General features: G+C 50.5%; 14 protein-coding genes. 8 read left to right on the top strand and 6 right to left on the bottom strand.

Annotated features, from left to right (window positions below; genetic code table 11):
* Positions 1-25: 25 nt before the first annotated feature.
* Positions 26-709 (top strand): GntR family transcriptional regulator, encoded by a 684-nt coding sequence (locus ACXX82_RS06230; RefSeq protein WP_322232828.1) that lies wholly within the window; start codon positions 26-28, stop codon positions 707-709.
* A gap of 227 nt (positions 710-936) precedes the next feature.
* On the opposite strand, the gene ACXX82_RS06225 is transcribed toward ACXX82_RS06230, so the two are convergent.
* The 3 genes from ACXX82_RS06225 to ACXX82_RS06215 all read right to left on the bottom strand — a co-directional run bounded on the left by ACXX82_RS06225 (position 937) and on the right by ACXX82_RS06215 (position 6,546).
* On the bottom strand, positions 937-3,765 hold the full coding sequence (locus ACXX82_RS06225) for a winged helix-turn-helix domain-containing protein (protein WP_458562619.1): 2,829 nt from the start codon (positions 3,763-3,765) through the stop codon (positions 937-939).
* Between the two features lie 688 nt (positions 3,766-4,453).
* On the bottom strand, positions 4,454-5,284 hold the full coding sequence (locus ACXX82_RS06220; protein ID WP_322232824.1) for an OmpW/AlkL family protein: 831 nt from the start codon (positions 5,282-5,284) through the stop codon (positions 4,454-4,456).
* 131 nt (positions 5,285-5,415) lie between these two features.
* On the bottom strand, positions 5,416-6,546 hold the full coding sequence (locus ACXX82_RS06215) for a collagen-like triple helix repeat-containing protein (RefSeq protein WP_458562618.1): 1,131 nt from the start codon (positions 6,544-6,546) through the stop codon (positions 5,416-5,418).
* 485 nt (positions 6,547-7,031) lie between these two features.
* Between ACXX82_RS06215 and ACXX82_RS06210 the strand changes: the two genes are divergently transcribed.
* From ACXX82_RS06210 to denD, 7 genes are all read left to right on the top strand, one after another.
* The gene (locus ACXX82_RS06210) at positions 7,032-7,823 is read left to right on the top strand and encodes a FadR/GntR family transcriptional regulator (RefSeq protein ID WP_322232820.1); all 792 of its coding nucleotides are present in this window, start codon (positions 7,032-7,034) and stop codon (positions 7,821-7,823) included.
* A gap of 123 nt (positions 7,824-7,946) precedes the next feature.
* Positions 7,947-8,840, top strand: coding sequence for an L-threonate dehydrogenase (gene ltnD, locus ACXX82_RS06205; protein ID WP_322232818.1), 894 nt, complete (start codon positions 7,947-7,949; stop codon positions 8,838-8,840).
* 4 nt (positions 8,841-8,844) lie between these two features.
* Positions 8,845-10,182, top strand: coding sequence for a 3-oxo-tetronate kinase (otnK, locus tag ACXX82_RS06200; protein ID WP_322232815.1), 1,338 nt, complete (start codon positions 8,845-8,847; stop codon positions 10,180-10,182).
* Positions 10,182-10,844, top strand: a complete 663-nt coding sequence (otnC, locus tag ACXX82_RS06195) for a 3-oxo-tetronate 4-phosphate decarboxylase (RefSeq protein WP_322232813.1) — start codon at positions 10,182-10,184, stop codon at positions 10,842-10,844. The genes otnK and otnC overlap by 1 nt, the downstream gene beginning before the upstream one ends.
* A 120-nt stretch (positions 10,845-10,964) precedes the next feature.
* Positions 10,965-12,314 carry an MFS transporter gene (locus tag ACXX82_RS06190; RefSeq protein WP_322232812.1) on the top strand — a complete coding sequence of 450 codons (1,350 nt, stop codon included), beginning with the start codon at positions 10,965-10,967 and terminating at the stop codon, positions 12,312-12,314.
* Between the two features lie 78 nt (positions 12,315-12,392).
* Positions 12,393-13,187 carry a 2-oxo-tetronate isomerase gene (otnI, locus tag ACXX82_RS06185; protein ID WP_458562617.1) on the top strand — a complete coding sequence of 265 codons (795 nt, stop codon included), beginning with the start codon at positions 12,393-12,395 and terminating at the stop codon, positions 13,185-13,187.
* Positions 13,188-13,275: 88 nt separating this feature from the next.
* Positions 13,276-14,253 (top strand): D-erythronate dehydrogenase, encoded by a 978-nt coding sequence (denD, locus tag ACXX82_RS06180; protein ID WP_458562616.1) that lies wholly within the window; start codon positions 13,276-13,278, stop codon positions 14,251-14,253.
* A gap of 184 nt (positions 14,254-14,437) precedes the next feature.
* Here the strand turns inward: denD and ACXX82_RS06175 are convergent, their stop codons facing one another.
* The 3 genes from ACXX82_RS06175 to ACXX82_RS06165 all read right to left on the bottom strand — a co-directional run bounded on the left by ACXX82_RS06175 (position 14,438) and on the right by ACXX82_RS06165 (position 18,132).
* Positions 14,438-15,163: a GntR family transcriptional regulator gene (locus tag ACXX82_RS06175; RefSeq protein ID WP_458562615.1), complete on the bottom strand. Its 726-nt coding sequence runs from the start codon at positions 15,161-15,163 to the stop codon at positions 14,438-14,440.
* Between the two features lie 132 nt (positions 15,164-15,295).
* Positions 15,296-16,594: an MFS transporter gene (locus ACXX82_RS06170; protein ID WP_322232804.1), complete on the bottom strand. Its 1,299-nt coding sequence runs from the start codon at positions 16,592-16,594 to the stop codon at positions 15,296-15,298.
* A 95-nt stretch (positions 16,595-16,689) separates the two neighbouring features.
* Positions 16,690-18,132, bottom strand: coding sequence for a tagaturonate reductase (locus tag ACXX82_RS06165; RefSeq protein WP_458562614.1), 1,443 nt, complete (start codon positions 18,130-18,132; stop codon positions 16,690-16,692).
* Positions 18,133-18,145 lie beyond the last annotated feature (13 nt).

Raw genomic sequence — 18,145 nt, 5'->3', positions numbered from 1 at the left:
TTAGAATGTCGACCACGAGGTGAATATGAAAATACTTGAATCATTTGCACAGGGCGTCATTGCCAATCGGCAACCTGCAACTGCGTCGATTGCCGACGCATTGCGCGATGCGATCCTGAAAGGCGTGCTTAAGGGCGGCGAACCATTGCGGCAGGATGCCATTGCGAAGCAGTTCGCAGTAAGCCAAGTCACGGTCCGCGAAGCATTACGTATTCTGGAACACGAAGGACTGGTGTCGGTGACGCCACGGCGCGGTGCTGTGGTGTATTCATTGTCACCAGAGGATGTGGCCGAAATCACCGACTTGCGCGCCACCTTGGAGGGAAGTCTAATCAAGGCGGCCATGTCGTCGTTGAATGCGCAAGACTTTGAAATGGCAGAAGCGACGATTAAGCAGCTTGAGCAGGCGCGCGATATCGACGATCTGATTTCGCTGAACGTCGTTTTCCATAAGTGTCTTTATGGAAAAGCTAATCGTCCACGCACGACGGCAATCCTTGACCGTTTAAGAGCTAGTCTCGAGCCATACTTGCGGCTTTTATGGAATAAGACCGGTTACAAGAGGGAATCGCAGGACGATCACAGAAAAATTCTTGTGCTATGCCGAGAAAAAAATGTGGCTGAGGTAGAGAAATTCCTCAGGATACACATCGAAAAAACCGGCCGCGAGATCGAAGATCTGCTAAAAAATTTGGTAAAGAACGATTGATTTTTTCCTGCGTATAGGGATCTAGGGAGTGATCGTAGGCGAGTGCAGTTAAAACCGGAGGCAACCAGGCAAGGTGTTCGTTTCATAGGCGTCCTTATTCCTGTTTGTAAAACGACGCGGTATCGGTTTTCTCGCATCTTCCTAGCATAGTGTGATTTTTCAAAGAAATTTTTCTTATCGACTGCGTAAGGACGATTCCGCAAGAGTGACGGGCGCTACCGAAAATATTACCGAATAATGGCGCGTTTGCGGGCAATGGCAATCGCTTCGGTGCGGTTATGGGCGTCAAGCTTCAGATTAATGTTGCGCAAATGCGTGCGCACAGTCGTCACGGAGACAAACAGCTTTTCGGCGATGACCTGATTGCCATGGCCTTTTGCGAGTAAAAGCAAAACATCGCGCTCGCGCTCTGTTACGTCGCCGCTATTTTTGGCGGTGCGCGGTCGCAGGTTCTCGGTTCGGTCCCCGCCCTCTGCGATGGCAACGCGTTGTTTAGATGTTTCGTCGTTGACAGCAACGTGCGTGTGATCGTAGGAGTCGATGATTTTTTCTGCGAATAAACGCAGTGCCGTCTGGTTGCGTTTATCAGCAAAGCCGGTATGTGATTTGCCCTGTGATCTGTTTTGCAGGGCGTCCAGCAGCTCTTCGATCAGCGTCAAAAGTGCAGGACCTTCGTCTTGAAATATACGCACAAAATTTTCTGCCAGTGCTTCGTGCAAAGCTTCCGCCAGTATCGCTAAAGCGAGGTCACGTTGTTTTGCATGGTCTAACGCCAAAGCATAAAGCACCTTGGTACGAAGCGCATAACGCACGCGACCGCGACGCGAGGCATCTTCCAAATGGACTTTTAGCAGCGGAACGGCAGCGAGTGCTTGTCCGGTATATATCTTCAATCGCAACAGTGCCAGCGTTGGACTGTCGATATCATTTGCGATCGGTTGAAAATCAGGATGGTTGCTGACCGACGTTGGTTTGATTAACGCCAGCATGTCTTTTGCGGTGACGACATCGCGATCAAGCATCGCACCGCGGGCGCGCTCTATACGGGCCATCTCAACCAAACGTGATAATCCGCGCTGTAATCCGAGATGCTCCATATCAAATAGGGTTTGCAGGGCGTCGTTAATATTTCCTTCTGCACGCAGAATACGCGCATAAATCAAATGGCTGGCGATCAGGTGATCTGGCATGCCCGCTTCTTTGACCAGCGGAAGGTACATTTTTAATAGACGTTTGGCCGCATCCAGCAGTCCGGTTTCATAGTAAATTTCGGCCAGATAGATACTGGAAAATCCACTATCAGCACCGACTCGTGCCACGACCGGAGGTGAGGGCTCACCGATTAAGCGATGCAGCCGCGCAGCCGCTGAGCGAAATTTTCCCTGTAGCATATCGAGCATGCTATTCATATAGCCTGCGACTGCCCCGCCAAATAACGATCTGCCGGTTGAATACTGCTGCGTCACCCGATCAAGTGCCTGCCGCGCTTCCTGATAGCGCCCAATGGTCGCGTAATAGTAGGCGCAACCGATCATCAGCATCGTTTGCAAAAAAGGCGCATAAGCTTCATTTTCGAGGCCATACGCACCCTCCCAAATCGGGGCAGTTTCTTCAATCCGATCCAGCATCACAAGGCTGAATGTGCGCAGCGCCATTGATGCGGGATAAGACATTCGCTTGCCAGAAGCAGCATTACAATCGTCAATGCTGTCGCTGCCCATTGACTCCTGCAACGCTAATGCCTCACCGCTGCGATTGGTATGTATCAGTACCCAGGCATAAACGAAGATTAATTTTGGATTGTCATCGATGCTTTGGCCTTTCAATGTATCGAACCAGCGCGCCAGTAAACGGACCCGGCCTTGTAGCAATAACGATTCTGCTTTTTGTTCGAGCAATTCCAGTACCAGCGTTTTATCCCATGATAAAACTGCGTGATCAATGGCAGGTATTGGTCGATTCTGCTCTAGATACCAACCCGCTGCACGTCGATGCAAAGTGCGCGATAAGCCAGGATATTTTTGCTCCAATTGAGAACGCAAAAACGTGGCAAAAAGCGGGTGATAGCTGAACCACTTTCGCTGCTCATCAAGCGGTGAAATAAACATATTGGAATGCTCGATTTCTTCCAATAATTGTTGGCTGTCAGTTCGGCCTGTGACGGCGTTACAGCTTTCGATACAAAATTGATCAAGGACGCTGGTTTGCAGGATGAACGTTTGCAAATATTCCGGTTTTTGAGACAGTACATCTTCTGCCAGATAGGTCGCGATGGTGTTATTCGAACCCGAAAACGTCTGCACAAATTGGCGCGGATCAGGATTGTTTTCAAGCGCTAACGATGATAACCATAATGCGGCAGGCCATCCATCGGTAATGGTATGGAGTTGTTTTAACTCTTGATCGGCGAGTTTTAAATGGCGTTTATCGCGCAAAAATTCGATGGTTTCTTTCAGACTAAATCGTAGGTGTGTAGCATCGCATTCCAGCAATTGCTGACGGGCGCGCAACCGCGCCAGATTTAATAGCGGCCTTCCGCGCGAACCAATAATGATTTGTTGTCCCGCTCCCAATGTTTCAATAGTTTGCTGTATCAAGGACATCACTGCAGAGTTGCGTAACGTCTCGAATTCGTCAAGTATTAGTACAAACGGCAGTGCGCTGGCGACCACCGTATCCAATACGCCCGGAGGTGACTGTTTACGCGAATGGACGGATGCTTCATCCGCAAATATAGTGGCAAAAATGCTGGCGGTAAGAAGCATTTTTTCCAGCGCTTGTGCCAGGTTGAGCGTCAGTTGATCAATATCGTTGTCACCCACATCCAACGTCAACCAGGCGACCGCCTTATCTTCGGCTGTTAAAAAATGATGCAGAGAGCGTAATAAGGTCGTCTTTCCGAAACCGGCGGGCGCATCAATAACCATCAGCTTCGCAGTGTCTGCGCGAAGCAGTCGGTCAACGACTTGCTGACGTGTTATGAGAAGAAGAGAGTTCGCAGGTGGACTAATTTTGGATGGCGGAAAATGTCGCGCACCGATTGCTTTTTCGGTCATGTCAGCACCGTTTTTTATGCTATTTGATGATGTGATTTTCGAACTGTTGTTGCTGCTATTAATCCGATTGGGAGGATTGCTAGTTTGTTTGATGATTTTTTTTGGCGGGGAAAAAGTTGGCGTAGGGCAATTTATATCGGTTGACTGAGTTGCGGTCGCAGTTGCACCGTGAGTTGCAACATCCCAGGGTAATGTCAAATTACATTTGAGAAACATTTTTTTCATTGAAGCTTCTCATTTCTATCATCTCAACTTCACGGGCAATCTATTGGATAACCGGGCGAAGGTAGTTGCTTCTGGCTAGTCCAAAAAATACGCGCACTTGTCGGGCGCAATTCATGGTTTTCGATTCAATTTTCGTGAATCAATGCTGATTCTATCGCAGAATTTCCTCAAGGAAATGTGCTTAAAAGCTATTTTATGTTTTTAAAAAATGCGGTAAATGACCAGTTAACTGGTGGCATCTGGACGGAAGGATGAGTTGTGATGCTCTTCAATGGTGCTTGTGGGGCAACCGATGGTTGTAAACGGATTGTTAAGCGTGAGATAAGAGGAAGACCTACGAAGGTATTACGTGCAGCGTCGTCATATTTTTAGATATTGACGAGGACGCAGTGTTGTTTTCTGGAGCGAAAGGTGCAGGTCGGACTACTTTAGCCGTCCGACCTGCGTCAACAGTTACGGTACCTTAAAACTTATAGCCGAGCGTAAAGTTGGTGGCGATGGCGGGGATATTCAGTCTTGCAGTACTGGTCAAGACGGTATTGCCATTCTTGTCTTTAACCGTAATGATCGAATCTGTTTGCAGAGGAAGATACGATACGCCGAGGTTGCCAGACCAGTTGTCGTCAAAATTAATGTTCAGACCGCCGTTTAATACCGGTCTGAACGACGAAGTCGCTTTGGCTTGGATTGTGGTTGCATTACTGCCTGTGGAGGCGAAGGCAAGATAACCGCCCGTGTTTTTCAGTTCCTGATTGAAGTTGTCGTTGAGTTTGACGTGGGTAAAGAAGTTATAGCTAACACCAGCGCCCAGATAAGGACGGAAAGTCGCTTTTGGATCGCGGAAATAGTATTGAAATAGCAGTGTGGGACTCCATTGCAATACGCTTGCCAGAGGAGCATTTCCAGGTTGGTTGAGTACGACCGGAGGCACCGCAGCGCCAAGAGCGCCGGGCGTAGTCACCTTGCCACTGCCATAAATATTAAAGCTTGGCGGCAAACCAGCAACATTCGTGATGGCGAAATGGTCGGTGACAAAATGCGTGACCGTCAATAGCGGCGTGACCGCATTACCTACCCTGAGGTTCGTACCCGGCGAGTCGAATTTTTGCGGCAGCAGGGTGGTTTGGGTCAATAAGGACACGCCCAGATCAGTATGCAGCGGCGTGCTACTACTTTTGGAGTTGTTAATGTAAAGCCCACCGACATTGACCACGGTATCACCAGCTTTTTGCGCTGCTGCCATGCTCGAAATCAGAATGAATGTTAAAGCAGCAAGGCAATGACTTACTTTCATTTTATATGTCTCCGGATATTTTTATGTTTGTGCTGAGTTGCCGCCTAGCGTCATCTCGTTGACGAGTTGCAAAGCCTCCAGCTTTCGCAGGGTGAAGACTTTGCAGGGAGTGCGTGTTTCGCTCAATAGTTTTAATGCGCCTTACCTACACCGCCCAATAATCCAGTCACGGGCATTAACGGGCTGCTGGTGGACGCAGAGCCAGCGGCCGATGCACTACTCAATAAGGGAGCGAGGGCAGTGGCAAGGTTAGTGGCCGGCGCTACCGGATTGCTAGTGGATGCCGAACCAGATGCGCCGGCCAATAGATTGGTAACAGGTGCCAGTGGACTACCACTGCTGCTGCCGGTCGCACCGATTGAGGTGACTGATTTAAGTGGATCCAACGGACTGCTCGATGCACTGCCGGATGCATTATTCGTCGTGCCGGGGGAGAGCAATAGACCGGTCGTGCTATTTATGATGCCACCAACTGTTGTAACGATGCCACCCACATCCTGCACCAGGACATTGCTGGAACTCGCTCCAACTTGTGTGCCAGCACCACCAATACCGTTGCCGATGGTCGTGATTAACCCTGCGACTGGTTGACCCAAACCGGTAGTTTGACCCACTGTTAAAGTAGTGCTGGAGATGGTTGCCCCAAGTGGCGTGATGGTGCTGCTTATTGATTGGGTAATCTGCTCTACCGGGCCCGTAGCGAGCGACAAAGCAGCCAGCTGACCAGCACTATTAATCGATACACCCGCGTTACTCAGAGCGGATCCGACTGGTCCTGTGAGGGGACTCAGCGGCTGCAATGGGCTACCAGCCGCACCTGAGTCGGTCGCTAACTGACCGACGTTTCCTACTGTGATGCCAGTTGCACTGATGACGTTCCCTGTGCTGGCAACCGTGGTGCCGACCGAATTTGGGTTGGTTCCCATTTGGCCCAACCCACTGCTGACGCCATTGCCGAGAGCGGTGACTATATTGCCGCTGCTAGACACTGTAGCCCCAAGATCTTTTTGGGTTGTAGCGATCCCTGGAATCGGCAAAGGTGTCGTGCCAATCAGATTGCCCGCATCAGAAATGGTAGAGCCGGTCTGGCTGACTGCGGTCGCGGTTTGATTGACTGGTGCGGCCGCAGGCACAGCGGTTCCTGAAGTGGAACCGCCCGAGCCTGAATTTGAAGCGACGGAACCAGTGCTGCCGCAACCGCTCAATGCCAGAGTGGCCAGGACACAGCTGACGATGATTGATTTTTTATAAAGTAATTGCATTTTGTCTCCTTATTATTTTTTGTCAGATACCCGTTGCTTGTCGCTGTGAAAACCTCTGCTGGACGACACCTTTGCTGGTAATCCAAGCCGAAAGTTTGCACGTCGGTGCGAACGGCTCTTTTATAGTCGGCATAGTCGAATTTGAGCCGCAGTAGATTGACTAATGAACACATTCAGGATGGATGACCTGTTTAATTTTTCACAAACTGTTGTCTTGTAGAGGCAAGTTTGTGCAGTTTGGGTCAATGTACCGATGAAAGTTGCGTAGGAGTATCGTCCGATTGGACTATATTGCGCACGTAGTAATAACTGCATAAGTCTTTAAAGTGTTTCTCGGAAGCCATGATTGCGCCAGCAGGTATAAAAATTTTATTTTGATGCTTGATTTTTATTCAAAGTCATATGATGATATGGTCACATTATGAAAAATCGATAAACTAATTCATCGAAATAATGAGTTAATAATTAGAAAATAACGAGACCTTATGTTCAAAAAACTAGCTGCCAATCGCGCATCACTGAGCGATACCGTCGCGCAGGAATTACTTCAAAAAATTCAAAGCGGCGAATATGGTCCAGGCGCAAAACTGCCGACTGAGCCAGTACTTTCTGAAGAATATGGCGTCAGCCGCACCGTCGTTCGGGAAGCTATTTCGCGATTGAAGAATGAGGGCGCGGTCGAACCACGTCAGGGCAGCGGCGTGTATGTCAGTGAACAAGGCCATTTACGCCCATTGCGCATTCAGTTTGATGAAGCATCCTCCGCCGATGCCGTTCTGCAAATTGTTGAGTTACGGCGGGCGATTGACGCCGAGGTTGCCGCGTTGGCAGCCATTCGTCGCACGCCACGCCAGCTTAAGTCGATTGAAACAGCATTGCGCGGAATTGAGGCAGATGTCGTGGCTGGCGGTGATGGCGTAAAGGCCGATGTGATGTTTCACCGCAGCATCGCCGAAGCCACGGGTAATCCTTTCCTGCTCCAAACGTTGGCTTTCTTAAATCAGTATCTCGAAGCGGCGACAAAAATCACCCGTACGAATGAAGCGCGGCATGCCGATTTCATGCGTCAGGTCTATGAGGAACATGCCGCTATCGCGACGGCAATCTCGGCTGGTGATGCGCTCAGTGCACGAAATGCAGCGCAAACACATATGTTTAACGCGGCGCGCCGGTTATCGCAGGGTGCGAAGCCTGCGATAACCGGCGGAGTGATCAAGAAAAGCAGCGTTAAAAATGTTACTTCGATTAAGGTCAAAAAAATCGTAGATGCTGTCTAGCTCACGACGCAATTATTCAAGTCAAGTTTGTAAACAAACTCAGTGCATTTTATTAAACCAAAAAAATATGCCGCTCAATGTTGTGCGGTAAGCGTTAACACCATTATTAAAACAGGATAAATCATGACCATAAACGTGGGTGTCATCGGCCTTGGTGCCATGGGTTTGGGCGTTGCCCGTTCGTTGTTACGGGCCGGTTTGCGTACGCACGCATGTGATCTTCGTCCGCCAGTGCTGGCACAGTTTTCCAGCGAAGGCGGGATCGCTTGCGCCACGCCAGCCGAACTAGGCGCGCAGTGCGATGTTGTGATAACCGTGGTTGTTAATGCCGCCCAGACCGAGCAAGTGCTTTTTGGTGAAAACGGCGCTGCGGAAGCCATGAAGCCGGGTAGTCTGGTGATTGCCAGTGCGACAGTTGCGCCCGATTTCTCGGCCGCATTAGGCCAGCGTCTGGCCGCACTGCAGTTATTGATGCTGGACGGTCCTTTATCAGGCGGAGCGGCGCGCGCCAATGCCGGTGAAATGACGATGATGACATCTGGACCGGCTGAGGCATATGCTAAAGCAGAAGCCGTACTGGCAGCGATTGCAGGGAAAGTCTATCGCCTTGGCGATGCTCACGGCATTGGTTCGAAGGTCAAAGTGATTAATCAATTACTGGCGGGTGTGCACATCGCCGCGGCTGCCGAAGCGATGGCGCTGGGCATGCGCGAGGGCGTTGATCCAGATGCGTTGTATGAAGTCATCACCAATAGCGCGGGCAATTCCTGGATGTTTGAAAACCGGGTCCCCCATATTTTGAAAGCGGACTATACCCCGCTATCGGCAGTTGATATTTTCGTCAAGGATCTGGGTTTGGTCCTCGATACCGCGCGTGCCAGCAAATTCCCTTTGCCATTATCAGCGGCGGCACACCAGATGTTTATGATGGCGTCGACCGCCGGTTATGGCGGCGAGGATGATTCTGCCGTGATTAAAATTTTCCCGGGTATTAACTTGCCGGTTGCGAAGGAGTAATCGTATGTCCAGCATAGCTAATCCAGCCAACAAAATATCTCAACCTCTTCTTGGTTGTATCGCCGACGATTTTACCGGCGCTACCGATCTGGCAAATATGCTGGTGCGCGAAGGAATGCGCACTGTGCAAACCATCGGTGTACCGGATGTTGCACCAACCGAGGTAGATGCCATTGTGGTGGCGTTGAAATCTCGCACGATTCCCGCTAATCAAGCCGTGGCAGAGTCGCTGGCGGCGCTGGCTTGGTTGCAGAAGCAAGGCTGTCGTCAATTTTTCTTTAAATACTGTTCAACTTTCGACTCCACAGCGCAAGGCAATATCGGGCAGGTTACCGATGCTTTACTGGATGCGCTAGGCGCGGATTTTACGCTTGCCTGTCCAGTATTTCCAGAGACCGGACGCACGCTATATCGCGGTCATTTGTTTATCAATGATCAGCTACTCAACGAATCCGGCATGCAGAATCATCCGTTGACACCGATGACGGACGCCAATCTGGTGCGCGTGCTGCAACAGCAAACCACTGGCACAGTGGGTCTGGTTGGCTATCCGGTCGTGGCGCAAGGGGTTGAAGCTATTCAGGCCGAAATGGCTTCGCTGCATCAGCGCGGGGTGCGCATGGCTATTGTGGATGCGTTGGTTAATGCCGATTTGTACGCAATTGGCGCGGCGTGCGCGGGTTTGCCGTTAGTCACTGGCGGCTCTGGTATCGCTCTTGGCTTACCTGGCAATTTTGTCCGTGCCGGATTGTTAAACACGTCGCAAAATGTGCAGGCAAGCGCTTTGCCGACGATTGATGGTTGGTCGGTGGTGCTGGCCGGTAGCGCTTCGCTGGCGACTAATGCACAAGTCGGGCACTGGAAAGAAAAGCATCCGGCCTTCCGTATCGATGCGTTAGCCGTTGCAAGAGGTGAGCCGGTTGTTGCAAACGCGTTGGCATTTGCGCAGGAGCATCTTTCCAATCAAGCGCCACTAATCTACGCGACCACGACATCGGAGCAGGTCAAGCAAGTGCAAGCCGAACTGGGCGTTGAACGTGCAGGCGCATTGATTGAAGACACGCTGGCTGAGATTGCCAGCGGTTTGTTTGCTCTCGGTGTCCGTCGTTTTGTCGTCGCTGGTGGTGAAACCTCGGGCGCAGTCGTCAAAGCACTCAATGTTACTGCGCTGCGCATCGGCAAGCAGATTGATCCTGGTGTCCCGGCAACTGCTTCAATCGGCGATGTGCCGCTGGCATTGGCGCTTAAGTCTGGTAATTTTGGAACCGTTGATTTCTTTGAAAAAGCTTTACGACAACTGGGTGATGAACGCATTGCATTGCGCTCGGGAGCTGCAAACTAATGAACGCCTTATCGAATAAACCATCGCTTAAAGAGCAGTCATTGCGCGAAGAAATTTGTCGCGTGGGGGCCAGTCTATTTCAACGCAACTATACCGTTGGGTCATCTGGAAATATCAGTGCCAGATTAGAAGATGGATGGTTAATCACGCCGACTGATGCATGTCTTGGAATGCTGGACCCCGCATTGATTGCCAAAGTCGATGCAACGGGGCAATGGGTGAGTGGCGATAAGCCTTCCAAAACATTGACATTGCATCGCGCAGTCTACGATAACAATCCGACAGCGCAGTCCGTGATACATACCCACTCGACCAATCTGGTGGCCTTGACTTTAGCGGGTGTGTGGAGTAAGGACGCAGTGTTGCCGCCGATTACCCCATATCAGGTGATGAAAGTAGGCCGTATTCCGCTGATTTCGTATTGCCGTCCCGGTCATCCTAAAGTGGGCGAACAGATCACAACATTGGCGAACTCTGTGCGTGGTGTGTTATTGGAACGACTGGGCCCTGTGATATGGCACACCAGCATTTTGCAAGCCGCTGCGGCTTTGGAAGAACTTGAAGAGACGGCGCGTTTGTGGATGATGTTGCAGGAAAAACCGCTTGCATTGGATGAGGCCGAGATCGCCGATCTTTGTCAGACGTTTGGCGTACGGTGGTGAAAGTAACATAAACAGTTACCCAAAGCATGACTAAAAGCATGACCAAAAGAATGACTAAAACAGTCACTCAAACAATGTGCAGCATAGAACGATTTTTTAAAAAACCAAGACGGAGACAAGATGTCATCAACAATCAACCCAGGAAATGTGGCAAATAAACCAGCCGGTTCTGGTAAGCCAATAGTCCCAAAAAAGGGCGTTATTGACGCCGATGGATTGTACAAAAAAGTATTCTGGCGCTTTGTGCCATTTATTATGTTGTGTTACGTGATCGCTTATCTGGATCGCGTCAATATTGGTTTTGCCAAGCTTCAGATGTCGGTCGATTTAGGATTCAGTGAAACCGTTTTTGGCCTCGGCGCAGGTATATTTTTTCTAGGCTATTTTTTGTTTGAATTGCCAAGTAATTTGATCATGCACAAAGTCGGCGCCAAGTTATGGATTGCCCGCATTATGATTACATGGGGATTGCTGTCCGCATGCTTTGTCTTTGTCCAGACGCCGACGCAGTTTTATGTTTTACGTTTTCTGCTCGGTCTGGCTGAAGCAGGATTTTATCCCGGTATCATTCTGTATCTGACCTATTGGTTCCCATCACATCGGCGCGCCAAAGTGGTTGCGACTTTCATGGCAGCGATTCCGTTATCCGGCATTTTCGGTAACCCATTATCTGGCTGGATCATGCAAGCATTTCACGGTTCCAGTGGATGGCATGGCTGGCAATGGATGTTTCTGATCGAAGCAATTCCAGCGGTCCTGATCGGTATTGCTGTTTTTTTTGTAATGGACAACAGCATTCGCAAGGCGAAGTGGTTATCGGAGGACGAGAAAGATTTTCTGGAAGCCGCAATCGTTGAAGACCAAAAAGGTAAAGTCAGCCCGAAATCTACCGCCGGTGTTTTTAAAGATGCCCGTATCTGGCATATGTGTCTGATCTATTTTTGCATCGTTATGGGTCAGTATGGTTTGACGTTCTGGTTGCCAACATTGGTCAAGGCTTCTGGTGTGGAAGGCGCGCTAAATATTGGTTTGATCAGTGCGATTCCATTCTTGTGCGCGGTAGTGGCGATGATTTTGATCGGGCGTCGTTCAGACCGTCTGCGTGAGCGTCGCTGGCATCTGATGATCCCGGCATTGTTGGGCGCAGTTGGGTTCGTTATATCAGCGCTGGCTGCGGACAACACGGTAATCGCCATCACATTTTTATCATTGGCTGCAATGGGTGTGCTGACGTGTTCGCCTTTGTTTTGGTCCTTGCCGACGGCGTTTTTGTCGGGGACAGCGGCGGCTGCCGGTATTGCAGTGATTAATTCGGTCGGCAATCTGGCGGGATTCGTCAGTCCATTTTTGGTCGGTTGGTTGAAAGATACGACACATAGCAATGAAACCGGTATGTTTATGCTGGCCGGAATGCTCGTCGTCGGGGCAATTTCCATCTATCTGACTTCGCCTAAGATGGTGAATAAATAGTTCGTCTGTAATAGCGCAAGTAATAACATTTCGGCAGCATAGACATGCTGCCGAAATAAATATTTAAGGAGTTTCGCGATGCCACGTTTTGCCGCAAATCTAACGATGATGTACACCGAACACGAATTTCCAGACCGCTTTAAGGCCGCTGCGAAAGATGGTTTTAAAGCCGTGGAATTTTTGTTTCCCTATGACTATGCTGCTGCTGTATTAAAAGACCTTTTGGACGACAATGGACTTACGCAGGCATTGTTTAATGCACCGCCGGGAGATTGGGCAAAGGGTGAGCGTGGTATCGCCTCACTACCAGGGCGTGAGGATGAGTTTAGACGTAGCATTGATACTGCGCTGAAATATGCCAGTGTATTAGGCAACGATAAGCTGCATGTGATGGCTGGCTTGATTGGCCCGGAACAGGATCGCGCCCGTCATCGTGCCGTGTATATCGACAATCTGGCGTATGCGGCACAGCAGCTTGCGCCACACAACATCACGCTGGTGATCGAGCCGATCAATAGCCGCGACATTCCTGGATTTTTTCTGAATCGTCAGGATGATGCGCAAGCGATTTGCGCTGAGGTTGGGCTGGATAATTTGCGCGTACAGTTTGATCTGTATCACTGCCAGATCGTAGAAGGTGATCTTGCGGTTAAATTAAAGCGCGACATGGTGCGGCCGCATGGTGGAATCGGCCACATTCAAATTGCGGGCGTGCCTGATCGGCATGAGCCGGACCTGGGTGAAATTAATTATCCCTATTTATTTACATTGATTGATCAGTTGGGTTACGACGGCTGGATCGGTTGCGAGTATCGCCCTAAAGCCGGTAGCTCTGAAGGCTTGGGATGGCTTAAACCCTGGCTAAAAGCCTAATTGCCAGAGCAACTTCCAGCGCAAAAATAAGCGAATCATTGCGCTGCAAGACGAACTTTAAAACATCTATCATTTTAGAAAGTATTCCATGCAAGTAGTTATTACCGGCGGAGCCGGATTTTTAGGACAGCGCTTAGCGCGCCAGCTATTAGCGCAGGGAACGTTGCCAGATAGCAAGGGCGCGCTACAGACTATCACCAAAATTGTACTGGTCGACATTGTCGCCGCAACCGGTTTTGACGATGCGCGGGTCACGCAAATCACTGGTGATATCGCCGACAGCGCATTGCTGGAACGGGCGATCACGACGGATACTGCGGCTATTTTTCACTTGGCGGCTATCGTTAGTGGACAAGCTGAGTCGGATTTTGAGTTAGGCATGCGCATCAATCTTGAAGCGTCGCGCCTGTTGTTGGAACGCTGCCGTCTTTGTGGTCATCAACCGCGTGTGATATTTACCAGTTCGGTGGCGGTGTTTGGCGGCGACTTGCCAGCGGTGGTGCAAGACAATACTGCGCTTAACCCGCAATCGTCATACGGTGCACAAAAAGCGATCGCCGAGCTATTGCTGAATGACTACAGTCGTAAAGGGTATGTCGATGGTCGGGTGTTGCGGTTGCCGACAATCAGTGTGCGTCCCGGCAAGCCGAACAAGGCCGCATCATCATTTGCCAGCGGTATCATTCGCGAGCCGCTTAACGGTGAGCCGACGGTCTGTCCGGTCGGCCCGGAAGTGCGGCTTTGGTTACTTTCTCCACGCAAGGTCATCGCGTGCCTGATTCATGGCTATACGCTGACTACTGAAGCGCTCGGTACGCGTCGCACGATTAATTTACCAGGTGTGTCAGTGACTGTTGGCGAGATGGTTGGGGCGTTGGAACGCGTCGCCGGATCAGAAGTCGCCAAACGCGTGGAGTGGAAACATGACCCGTCCATAGATCGCATTATTTCCAGTTGGCCCGGTGCATGGGACGCAACCCGAGCAACGGCTCTCGGCTTTAGCAGCGATGATAACTTTGACGATATCGTGCGTGCTTATATTGAGGATGATTTACCGGCTGCCTAAAATAGGACAGTTGTTTTCAATACCGCTTTGCTGATACGGTCGAACCATATGTGCGTCGGCCGTATTGGTATCTATATTTACCCGGACAGATGGCAGGTTGTCGGTTGGAAGATGAAGGCGTGTTCTGAAACATCACCAATCGTTGCCGTGGCGTTGATGTTGCCTGAGTCCAATTCACGTTAATCTAAAATTTATTAGCTTTTGGTTTGGCGCTGGCAATAAAATACTCCGGACGCATCTTGCGGGTTATTTCGAGCAACGGCAGTACGTGGTCGAGATGATCGCGCATGGCTGACACCGCATTGGACGGATTGCCCGCAGCAATCGCAGCCACAACTTCGCTATGCTCGACCAGCACGCCATCCATACGACCCTGCAAAGGTAATGTTAGCTGGCGGTAGCGGTCGATCTGGGTTTTGGCTTGCAGTATTAATGGCCATACCCCGGGAAAGCCGGACAGCTCCGCTAGCATCTCGTGGAAAGCCTCATCGGTCTGATGAAAACCGGCTTTATCGTTTGCCGCAATACAGGCCCTTTGCGCGTCAAGAATCGCTTGCAAGCGGCTGACCCCATCCTTCGTAGCGCGTTGTGCCGCCTTTTCGATGATTGCAAGTTCCAGCGCGGAACGTACCAACATCGCTTCTTCCAGACTGTCTAGCGGAATACGCGCAACGAAAGTGCCGACGCGGGGCACCACTTCGATCAGCCCTTCTTCTGCTAATCGTTGCACCGCTTCATGCACCGGCGTGCGGCTGATACCAAGTTCTTCGGCGATATCGCGTTCGACCAGACGCGCGCCCGGAACCAGTGTCATGTCGATGATGCGTTGGCGCAGGTAACGGTAGACACGCCGTGCCGCGCTAATTGGCGTCTCGTCGGTGGATTGCTGATCAGGTTGTGATGCGTTCATAGTTGGATTCGCTTAGCAATAAGATGGAAATGATGTGTGCAGTGATTCAACGCTCGGATACCCAGAGTCGCCAAATTTACCAGTTTGACACCATTTCCAAAAGTATAACCGCGTGGCGTCGCCAAATGTTGATCAGGGATTGAGTGCTACCTGCGCGCCAATCGGTGTGCCAGCGTCGCTACAGGCACGCTCACGCGCCAGTAGCACCAGCACGACGACCGCAAGTAGATCGAATACAGCCAACAGCACGAAAAGCGGCCCGTAACCGACTTGCGTAACGAGTATGCCGAACACGAGCGTAAATAATGTCGCACCTAAATATCCTGACATACCGGCCATGCCAGTGGCGGTTGCTACTTCGTTCTTGCCAAATACATCGGACGTGATGGCATACAGTGCGCCGGATAAGGTCTGGTGTGCAAAGCCGCCTACACATAGCAAGGCGATGGCAATGTACGGACTGGAAACGAGTCCGATACAAGCTGGTCCTATCATGCACAAGGCACCGACGCCGACCACCATTTTGCGTGATGTGAACAGTGAGACGCCTGCATATTTATGGAAGAAAGGACTCAGGTAACCGCCCAATACGCAACCAATGTCGGCCGCGAGGAATGGTAACCATGCAAACATCGCAATTTCCTTCAAGTTCATGTGGTGCACCGTGACCATGTATAACGGAATCCAGGCGTTAAAAGTCTGCCATGCCGGTTCCGACAGGAAGCGCGGAATAGCGATTGACCAAAAGTTACGATTGCGGACAATTTGCGACCAGCTGGCCTTTTTAGAGTGGCTTTCGTTGTACTTGGCTTCTTGTCCGCGCAGGATAAAATCGCGTTCAGTACCGCTGAGATGTTTTTGATTTTTTGGGTGCTTATAGAGCAACATCCATAAGCAGCTCCACACGATTCCAAGGGCGCCGACGATGATGAAGGCCCATTTCCAGTTGCCATGTAATAGTGCCCACACGACCAGCGGTGGTGCGCATAAAGCGCCGACCGATGAACCGATGTTGAACCAGCCGATTGCAATGGAACGTTCTTTGGCTGGAAACCATTCGGTGGTCGCTTTGACGCCAGCCGGGATACCAGCGGCTTCAGCCAGACCCAGACATCCACGCAGGAACGCCAGACTTTGCCAGCCGGTCGCCAGTGCTGCGGAGGCGCATGCTAAAGACCATGCCACTGCAAAGACTGCAAAGCCAATTTTGGTGCCGACGGTATCGAGTATGTAACCGGCAATCGGCTGCATTAATGCATAACAAATTTGCCAGGCGACCACCACATAGGAATATTGCTGAGTAGTAAAATCCAATTCCTTCATCATGGTCGGCGCTGCGACCGAGAGCGTATTTCTGGCCAAGTAATTGACGATTAGTCCGGCCGTGACCATGCCAACCATCCACCAGCGCATGCCTTTAATTTTGTTCATTTTGTCCCCACCTGTTTTTTGTTATCTATGATTCCAACTGGAATGGTGTTTTCGGATTGTTAAGCTTTCGCCGTCAATCTCTAAAATGTGTAAATTTAGTTAACTACGTTAATTGCATTAATTGTGGCAAGGATGCCATCGCGCTCAATCGATGCCAGCGCGCTGACGACTGCGTTCGTCAGACCATCTATTTGATTCAAATCGCTGTTCCACAATGATGTGTTCGCAAGCCACTGGCCGACCAGATCCCTGGTGGTATCTTGTCCCGTCTTGACGCGCGACCAGGCGTCCTGAAACCACGTTAAAGTAGCGGCATCGTCGGATAGGATTACCACGTCGCCCCGGTATAGAAGCAGCGTTGCCGCTAGCGCCAATACCAGACGTTGCGGCAGTTTGCCGGTTATTGCGTGAAAGCTTTGTATTTGGGGCATCACGCGTGCTGCAAACTTAGGCCAGCTATTAAGCGCGATAGACTCCAGCTTGTGATGGATAGAGGGATTACGGAAGCGACGTAACACGTCGGCAGCAAATTGCACCATTTCGTCGTGCGGCAACGGTAGAGCAGGAATAATTTCATTATCGAGCGCGGCAATCAGGAAGTCACCGATCGTTGGATGATTCACTGCCTTCGAAACAGAAGTCAATCCGGCCAATAATGCGACCGGGACGAGCGTGGTATGTCCGCCGTTGAGGATGCCGACTTTCATTTGTTTGTATGGGGCAATATCGTCGACTAGTTTGATGTTCAGATTGGCATCGGCTAAGCGCAGTTCATCGGCCAGCCACGCAGGGCCTTGAATAATGAAGACATAATAATATTCTGCGGCAACGAGAAACTGATCCTTGTAGCCAAGTTCTGTCTCGATATCGGCTATCTGACTTTCAGGGAATCCACTAACGATGCGGTCGACCAGCGTGGAGCAAAAAGTATTCGCTTGTTCTAACCAATTAATAAATTGACTGTCGAGTTTCCATAACACGGCAAAGTGCAGCACTGCAGCTTTCAGCGCGGGACCATTATGATCGATCAGTTCACAGGGCAGAATGACCCAGCCTTTGTCTTGTGCACCATCGAAGTGTCGAAAACGTTCGAACATCAACTGCGTTAATTTGGCAGGGAAGGACAGTGGCGGCGCATCGGTCAATGCATCCGTATCGTTCGTGACGATGCCTGCCTCGGTGGTATTGGACACCACAAATCTGGTATCAGGGTTACGCGCTAATGCCAGAAAGTCGTCATACATGGTGACAGCGTTGATCTCGCGCTGTACGCAACTGATCTTTCTGTATTGCCTGACTGCGCCGCCCTTCTCGTCGATTCCCTGTATCAGGGTCGTAAATAAACCGTCTTGCACATCCAGCAATGGCTTGGCAGTATGACCGCGTGGTCGCACTACGACTACGCCAGCATTCAGGCCAACGCGTTCGTTCAGCAGGTCGATTTGCCAGTCGATGTAAGCACGCAGGAAGTTACCTTCACCAAACTGGATAAATTTGATAGGTAGAGAGAATGGCGTGTCGCGGTGTAGTGGCTGCATAAAAAATCCTAAA

The organism is Glaciimonas sp. GNP009 (assembly GCF_054343755.1).
This window is presented reverse-complemented; position numbering and strand designations above follow the sequence as displayed.